Source organism: Stenotrophomonas sp. 05L44_2, from assembly GCF_056665995.1.
Map to the genome: position 1 here is coordinate 1 of NZ_JBFTNR010000167.1, position 6,405 is coordinate 6,405.

Here is a 6,405-nt window from a genome sequence, read left to right on the forward strand (position 1 = left end):
GCACTACCCCCGCGGCTGCGTCAGATCGACGTTCTCCACCAGGAAATCAAGGAACGCGCGCACCCGCAGCGGCAGGTAGCCCCCCTGGCCCAGGAACACCGCGTGCACCTCTTCCAGGTCGCCCGGGTTGGCGTCCTCCAGCACCGGCAGCAACCGGCCTGCCGCAATATCGGCCTGCACCTGGAACGCCGCCAGCCGGGCCAGGCCCAGCCCACCCAGCACCAGCTGACGCAGCGCGTCGCCATTGCTGGCGCGCGCATTCCCGCTCGGAAGCACCCGCTGCTGCTGGCCATCCTGAAGCAGCGGCCAGCCCTGCACCGACCGTGCATGGCCGATATCCAACCGGTTGTGCGCCAGCAGCGCATCGGCATTGGCCGGCAGTCCGTGTCGTGCCGCATAGGCCGGTGCCGCCACGATCATCATCCGCGTTGCACCCAGCCGGCGCGCGACCAGGCTGGAACTCTTCAACGGACCGGCCCGCACCGCCACGTCCGTGCGCTGCTCCAGCAGATCGATCACCTCGTCGGTCAGGGTCAGGTCCACACCGACCTGCGGATGGCGCTGCAGGAATTCCGGCAGCAGCGGCAGCAGGAAATGCTGGCCGAACGGCACGTTGGCATTGACCCGCAGCCGCCCGCGCGGCTCGGCGTGGGCGCTGGCACAGCGTTCGGCCTCTTCCAGATCGGCCAGCACCCGCAGGCCGCGCTCATAGAACGCGCAGCCCTCCGGGGTCAGCTGCAACTGGCGGGTGGAGCGCTGCAGCAGACGCGTGCCCAGCCGTTGTTCCAGCCGCGCAACCAGCTTGCTGACCGCCGACGGTGTCATCTCCAGGCTGCGGGCGGCGGCGGAAAAGCCGCCGGTTTCGATCACCCGTACGAACACTTCCAGTTCGCCGGATCGGTTGATGTCGGTGCGTGCCATGCCAATGAATTCGATTCACAGATGATTGTCCATGCGCAGTCTAGGTCACAGATGACCCTGGACGCACCATGGTCGTCCCTCCCACCGGGTCATCCCGATGAATCGCCTGAGCCAACTGACCGCCACCGCCCTGCTTGTCCTGTCCGGCGCCGCCGCCGCGTCACCTGCCCCGCACTGGGTGGCCAGCTGGCAAGCCAGCCCGCAGCCGGTGTGGGGCAGCGATTTCCTGTTTCCTACCCTCATTCCCGGCCAACTGCAGGACCAGACCTTTCGCCAGAGCGCTCGCATCAGTCTGGGCGGGTCCCGCCTGCGGATCCGCCTGAGCAATGCCTACGGCACCCAACCTTTGCGGATCGGCGCTGCCAGCATCGCCGCCCATACCGGGGACACGCCGCAGCCGCTGCGCTTCGACGGCCAGCCCGGGGTCGTGATTGCGCCCGGGCAGGACCGCCTGAGCGATCCGCTCCCCCTTCCCACCGCTGATCGGCAGGCGGTGCAGGTCAGCGTTTACCTGCCCGACCGCACGCCGCTGCAGACCTTCCATTGGGAAGGGCGGCAGACCAGTTGGATTGCGCCGGGCGACCAGCATCAACGGCCCGCGCTGCGGGACGCCAGCAGCACCACGGCCCGCCTGCTCCTGTCGGCTATCGAAATCGAGGCCCCGGCCATCGCGCGCAGCGTGGTGGTGATCGGCGATTCAATCACCGATGGCGCCACCGCCAGCCTCGACCAGGACCAGCGCTGGACCGATCACCTCGCCGCGCGGCTGGCACCAGAAGGTGTAGCGGTGGTCAATGCCGGCATATCCGGCGGTCGCCTGCTGCACGATGGCATGGGCGAATCGGCCCGCAAGCGTTTCCAGCGTGACGTGCTCGACCAGCCCGGTGTCGCCAGTGTGATCGTGCTGATCGGCATCAACGACATCAGCTGGCCGGGCACGGCCTTTGCCCGCGCGCAGGCCCGGCCCAGCCTGGCCGAGCTGCAGGCCGGCTACCGCGACCTGGCCCAGCGCGCCCATGCCCGCGGCCTGCGCATCCTCGGCGCGACCCTGACCCCGTTTGCCGGCGCCCTGCCCGGCACCCCGTTGGACGACTACTACGCCGCGGACAAGGACGCCCTGCGCCAGCGGCTCAACGCCTGGCTGCGCACGGACAGCCCGTTCGACGCGGTGATCGACCTCGACGCGGCCCTTCGCGATCCGGCCGATCCCTCACGGATGGCGGCTGCCTACGACTCCGGCGACCACCTGCACCCGGGCGATGCAGGGAACCGGGCGATGGCCGAGGCGGTGGATCTGGACGTCCTGATGGGGCCATCCACGCATGGCGTGGATCTACCGCGACGCTGAGGCCAGACAAACAAAAACCCCGGGCATGCCCGGGGTTTCGTCGCAATCAACTGGCTGCGCGGCTTACTTGCGCTTCTTGCGCACGTACAGCACCAGCGAGTGTTCCTCCAGCTCGTAGCCATGATCGGCAGCGATCTTGCGCTGCAGGTCTTCGATCTCAGTGCTTTCGAACTCGATGATCTTGCCGCTGTCCACATCGACCATGTGGTCGTGGTGGCCGCCGCGGTCGAGTTCGTAGACGGCCTGGCCGCCTTCGAAATTGTGCTTGAGCACGAGGCCGGCGGCCTCGAACTGGGTCAGCACCCGGTACACCGTGGCCAGGCCGATCTCGTCGCCATGCTCCAGCAGCTGGCGGTAGATGTCTTCGGCGGTCATGTGGTGCTGGGCATTGCGCTGCTCGAGCAGCGCCAGGATCCGCATCCGCGGATGGGTCACCTTCAGGCCGACTTTACGCAGGTCGTGGGTTTCCATAGGTCTCCGTTCATTGGCGATTTAGCGCCAGCTGCCTCGGATTGGGTCGCGGTGGCACGCCGGGAGTGTATCATCGGATTGATTTCCCCAACCGCCAGTCCCGATGCGCAATCTCCTGTTGGTCGCCGCCGTCGCCTTGTCCACCACCGGGTGCGGCATCATCTACAAGCAACCCATCTACCAGGGCAACCTGATCCGGGAAGATGCCGTTGCCAAACTGCAGGTCGGGCAGAGCAAGCAGCAGGTCACTGCCCTGCTGGGCACCCCGTCGGTGCCGGATCCGTTCCACGCCCAGCGTTGGGACTACACCTCGACCGAGCGCGTGAACCGCCTGGGCCGTACCGACGTGAAGAATTTCGTCGTGTACTTCGAAAATGATGTGGTCACCCGCTGGGAAGGCGATTACTTCCCGGCCAACGACAAGGCCCTTGCCCAGCAGACCGTGCGCCAGTTCGGCCGCAATCTGCCGAAGGACAAGAAGAAGAAGGGCGGCCGCTGAGCCACCCTGCCCGTCCTCCGGACGGGCCTTGGAGATCAACCGCCGCGCGCGCGTCGCCGGCGGTTGTCCTTCGGGTCGGCCTGCAGGCCACGCAGCAGCTCCACACGATCACCATCCAGCAGCACCTGATGCGGCTGCGCCAGTACGCCATGCACGGCGGCGGCAGGACAGTCGGCACTGCCTTCGAGCCGGGCCGCTGCCACGGCATCAGCCACGGTCGCCCCCTCCTCCAGCTGCAGCCGGCGCGACAGCACCTGGTGTGGCCAGGCCAGCACGACCTCGACCTCGATCATCGTTCAGCCCTCGTCGGCGACGCGGACGAAATCGTTGACCATGCGATCGGCCAATCCCTGGAAGCCGATGGCCAGSGCCGGACCCAGCAGGCGTGARSTCGGCTCGAASTCCAGSGTSAGSGTGACCTTGCAGGCATCTTCCGCCAGGGCGTGGAATTCCCAGCGGCCGTGCAGTTGCTTGAACGGCCCCTCGCGCAGCTGCATGTCGATGCTGTGCGGGCGTTGCAGGGTGTTTTCGGTCTGGAACCAGGTGCTGAACGAACCCAAGCCCAGGTCCAGGCGAGCGACCAGCCGGTCTTCGCCCTGCTCGAGGATGCGGGCGTCGGAGCACCAGCGGAAGCGGCGCGGATAGGCCTGGACGTCGTTGACCAGATCGAACATGCGCGCGGCCGAATGTTCGACCAGGGCACTGCGGCGGATAGTAGGCATGAATACAGGACGCTTCGGCAATCGACCGGGCGGGCCCGAATCGGAGACAATACGGAAATGAGCAAGAACACCGGCAAGGATAAAGCAAAGAGCGCGACGGCCAACAAGACCATCGCGTTGAACAAGCGTGCCCGTCACGAGTACCACATCGAAGACCGCTTCGAAGCCGGCCTGGCCCTGCAGGGCTGGGAAGTGAAGTCGATCCGCGCTGGCCGCGGCAACATCGTCGACGCCTACGCCTATGTGAAGGACGGCGAGATCTTCCTGATCGGCGCGCAGATCACCCCGCTGATCCAGGCCTCCACCCACGTGGTGGCCAACGACCGGCGCGAGCGCAAGCTGCTGCTGCACCGGAGCGAGATCGACAAGCTGGTTGGCAAGGTCGAGCGTGATGGCTACACGATCGTGCCCACCGCCATGTACTGGAGCAAGAACAAGATCAAGCTGGAAGTGGCGCTGGCCAAGGGCAAGCAGACCCACGACAAGCGCGATGCCGCCAAGGATCGTGACTGGGCGATCGAGAAGCAGCGGGTAATGCGTCGCGGCAACCGCGACGCCTGATGGAGCGCGCCGACGCTCCTGCGGCGGCCAATGCTGAAGACGCGCGCGAGCTGTGCGCGCGGTTGTCTGCGTTCAACCGCGCCAGCAGCGGTTTCGACTTCGAAGACGTGCCGGTCCGGCTGGCCTGGCGCGATGAACAAGGTGAACTGCGGGGCGGACTGCTTGCCGATGTCTGCGCAGGCTGGCTGCAGGTGCATGTCCTGTGGGTCGACCCGGAACTTCGCGGGCGTGGCATCGGCCAGCGCCTGTTGGCGGATGCCGAGACCCAGGCCCGTGACGCTGGTGCGTGCGGGGTGATGCTCGACACCTTCGACTGGCAGGCCGAACACTTCTACCTGCGACAGGGCTATGAAGTGTTCGGGCGGCTCCCCGATTGCCCGCCGGGCCACGAGCGGATCTATCTGCGCAAGGTGCTGCCAGGCCTTTAGCCCACGGCCCCTCCGTCGGCTTTCGAAGGACTGCGCCAGACTGCCCAAGCGCGGGGCGTCGCCCACCGTTTCGGGCAACGACTCAACCCGCCAGCATGCCCTGCCCGCGCAGACGCGGTGACAGCGCCGCGTGCATCACTGCCAGGTGCATCACCACCGACAGCTCAGGAGCATGGCGATCATCACCGGCACGCCACTGCTGTGCCAGCCGCGCCGCATCGACGGGCAGCAGGGCCAGCAACTGGGCGTCGTCCAGCGCGTCGGCGGAGGCCTGCAGCTGCCGCGCCAGTTGCCGCGACTGCCACACGTGCACGCCAATGCTCAGGCTGGCCAGCGACATGAGGGTCAGGGCCAGGCCATGCTCGAACCACTGTGACAGCACATCCGGACCCCACAGGAGTGCGGCCAGTACCGCCAGGGCCGGCAGCCGCCAGCCCAGCCAATGGAAGCGGCCACGCCGAGGCCAATGCACCACCACCGCACTGGCGATCAGCGCGGCTGCAGCCGTGGCCGGCAACTCGGTTACCCAGGTTGCAGCCAACAACACCGCCAGCACCGCCCAGACCCAGCCGGGCGGCAGTGCCCGCCGCTGGTAATCGGCCCCTACCGGGCCAACCAGCTGACGCAGGCTGCGCTGTTGCATTGCTTCGGTCACCGGCCGTCTCCGTATCTGTTCTGGCTGGAATGGTCGTAGCCAGTGTGTCGCAAATTCGTGCCCACGACGTTAGCAATCCGCTATGACGGACGCTCTACAACATGTTGCGGATTGGCGTGGCGACCGGCCGACGCCTGCCATTCACGCCGCGCGGAGATCCTTGCTGAGGAACACGCGACTGGTCCCCGGCGGATCGCACGGGACCTGGCCGAATACGGTCCAGCCATGCTTCACATAGAAGTCCGGCGCCTGGAAGCTGATGGTGTAGAGCACGGCGGAACGGCAGCCGCGCCGGCGTGCTTCCTCTTCGGCAGCGGCAAGCATCTGCGACCCCAGGCCATTACCCCGGTTTGCGGGCGGCAGGTAGAACAGGTCGATGAACAACAGGCCCAGCGAGGTGCGCCCGCTCAAGCCACCCACCACTTCGCCGCTGGCCGGATCGGTGGCCAGCACGGCCAAGGTGCGTCGATCGGCATGGCCGGCCGCCTGCAGATTGAACTGATCCAGGCCATCGGCAATCAGCTCCAGTGCTTGCGGGCTGGGGGCGTCGGTCACGGCGATTTCGAGCTGCATGCGGTCCATTCCCTGGGCGACTAACGGAACCGCCGATGCTAGCAAGCGACCTGCGGAAGCGGGTGACTGTTCAGGTTTTTTGGCGTAGCATGCGCAGCGTTGGGCAGGCACTGACCGTGGCGACACGGAACAGGCCTCGTACCTTGCAGAACTTGAAGAAACCGGGGGTGCATTGGTTTCGACGGGGGTTGTGAAGTCGCCTGGCGCATGCCGAGGGGGTAGCTTTC

10 protein-coding genes are annotated in these 6,405 nt (G+C 66.7%); 4 read left to right on the top strand and 6 right to left on the bottom strand.

Annotation, left to right across the window (positions count from 1 at the left end; all coding sequences use genetic code 11):
• Positions 1 to 3 precede the first annotated feature (3 nt).
• A complete protein-coding gene (locus AC1VAN_RS07825; RefSeq protein WP_025878867.1) occupies positions 4 to 921 on the bottom strand; it encodes a LysR family transcriptional regulator in 918 nt (305 codons plus the stop codon).
• A gap of 97 nt (positions 922 to 1,018) precedes the next feature.
• On the opposite strand from AC1VAN_RS07825, the gene AC1VAN_RS07830 reads away from it, so the two are divergent.
• Positions 1,019 to 2,269, top strand: a complete 1,251-nt coding sequence (locus AC1VAN_RS07830) for an SGNH/GDSL hydrolase family protein (protein WP_032977647.1) — start codon at positions 1,019 to 1,021, stop codon at positions 2,267 to 2,269.
• Between the two features lie 63 nt (positions 2,270 to 2,332).
• On the opposite strand, the gene fur is transcribed toward AC1VAN_RS07830, so the two are convergent.
• Positions 2,333 to 2,740, bottom strand: coding sequence for a ferric iron uptake transcriptional regulator (fur, locus tag AC1VAN_RS07835; RefSeq protein ID WP_025878865.1), 408 nt, complete (start codon positions 2,738 to 2,740; stop codon positions 2,333 to 2,335).
• A gap of 103 nt (positions 2,741 to 2,843) precedes the next feature.
• Here fur and AC1VAN_RS07840 point away from each other — a divergent pair, with 103 nt between their 5' ends.
• Entirely contained in the window at positions 2,844 to 3,239 is a 396-nt protein-coding gene (locus AC1VAN_RS07840) for an outer membrane protein assembly factor BamE (RefSeq protein ID WP_032977650.1), read from the top strand.
• Between the two features lie 35 nt (positions 3,240 to 3,274).
• Here AC1VAN_RS07840 and AC1VAN_RS07845 read toward each other — a convergent pair whose 3' ends face one another.
• Both AC1VAN_RS07845 and AC1VAN_RS07850 read right to left on the bottom strand, forming a co-directional pair.
• Positions 3,275 to 3,532, bottom strand: coding sequence for an RnfH family protein (locus tag AC1VAN_RS07845; protein WP_032977653.1), 258 nt, complete (start codon positions 3,530 to 3,532; stop codon positions 3,275 to 3,277).
• A gap of 3 nt (positions 3,533 to 3,535) precedes the next feature.
• Entirely contained in the window at positions 3,536 to 3,961 is a 426-nt protein-coding gene (locus tag AC1VAN_RS07850; RefSeq protein WP_480985576.1) for a type II toxin-antitoxin system RatA family toxin, read from the bottom strand.
• Between the two features lie 57 nt (positions 3,962 to 4,018).
• Here AC1VAN_RS07850 and smpB point away from each other — a divergent pair, with 57 nt between their 5' ends.
• Positions 4,019 to 4,522 carry an SsrA-binding protein SmpB gene (gene smpB, locus AC1VAN_RS07855; RefSeq protein ID WP_025878861.1) on the top strand — a complete coding sequence of 168 codons (504 nt, stop codon included), beginning with the start codon at positions 4,019 to 4,021 and terminating at the stop codon, positions 4,520 to 4,522.
• A complete protein-coding gene (locus AC1VAN_RS07860) occupies positions 4,522 to 4,950 on the top strand; it encodes a GNAT family N-acetyltransferase (RefSeq protein ID WP_032977656.1) in 429 nt (142 codons plus the stop codon). The genes smpB and AC1VAN_RS07860 overlap by 1 nt, the downstream gene beginning before the upstream one ends.
• Positions 4,951 to 5,032: 82 nt before the next feature.
• On the opposite strand, the gene AC1VAN_RS07865 is transcribed toward AC1VAN_RS07860, so the two are convergent.
• Together AC1VAN_RS07865 and AC1VAN_RS07870 are read right to left on the bottom strand one after the other, a co-directional pair.
• Complete coding sequence (locus AC1VAN_RS07865; RefSeq protein ID WP_032977659.1) at positions 5,033 to 5,605, bottom strand: hypothetical protein; 573 nt, start codon at positions 5,603 to 5,605, stop codon at positions 5,033 to 5,035.
• Between the two features lie 141 nt (positions 5,606 to 5,746).
• Entirely contained in the window at positions 5,747 to 6,178 is a 432-nt protein-coding gene (locus AC1VAN_RS07870; protein WP_032977930.1) for a GNAT family N-acetyltransferase, read from the bottom strand.
• Positions 6,179 to 6,405 lie beyond the last annotated feature (227 nt).

Bases quoted from the DNA above. Each gene is read 5' to 3' on its own strand.
- AC1VAN_RS07825 (WP_025878867.1), bottom strand. From the start codon at position 921: ATGGCACGCACCGACATCAACCGATCCGGCGAACTGGAAGTGTTCGTA.
- AC1VAN_RS07830 (WP_032977647.1), top strand. From the start codon at position 1,019: ATGAATCGCCTGAGCCAACTGACCGCCACCGCCCTGCTTGTCCTGTCC.
- fur (WP_025878865.1), bottom strand. From the start codon at position 2,740: ATGGAAACCCACGACCTGCGTAAAGTCGGCCTGAAGGTGACCCATCCG.
- AC1VAN_RS07840 (WP_032977650.1), top strand. From the start codon at position 2,844: ATGCGCAATCTCCTGTTGGTCGCCGCCGTCGCCTTGTCCACCACCGGG.
- AC1VAN_RS07845 (WP_032977653.1), bottom strand. From the start codon at position 3,532: ATGATCGAGGTCGAGGTCGTGCTGGCCTGGCCACACCAGGTGCTGTCG.
- smpB (WP_025878861.1), top strand. From the start codon at position 4,019: ATGAGCAAGAACACCGGCAAGGATAAAGCAAAGAGCGCGACGGCCAAC.
- AC1VAN_RS07860 (WP_032977656.1), top strand. From the start codon at position 4,522: ATGGAGCGCGCCGACGCTCCTGCGGCGGCCAATGCTGAAGACGCGCGC.
- AC1VAN_RS07870 (WP_032977930.1), bottom strand. From the start codon at position 6,178: ATGCAGCTCGAAATCGCCGTGACCGACGCCCCCAGCCCGCAAGCACTG.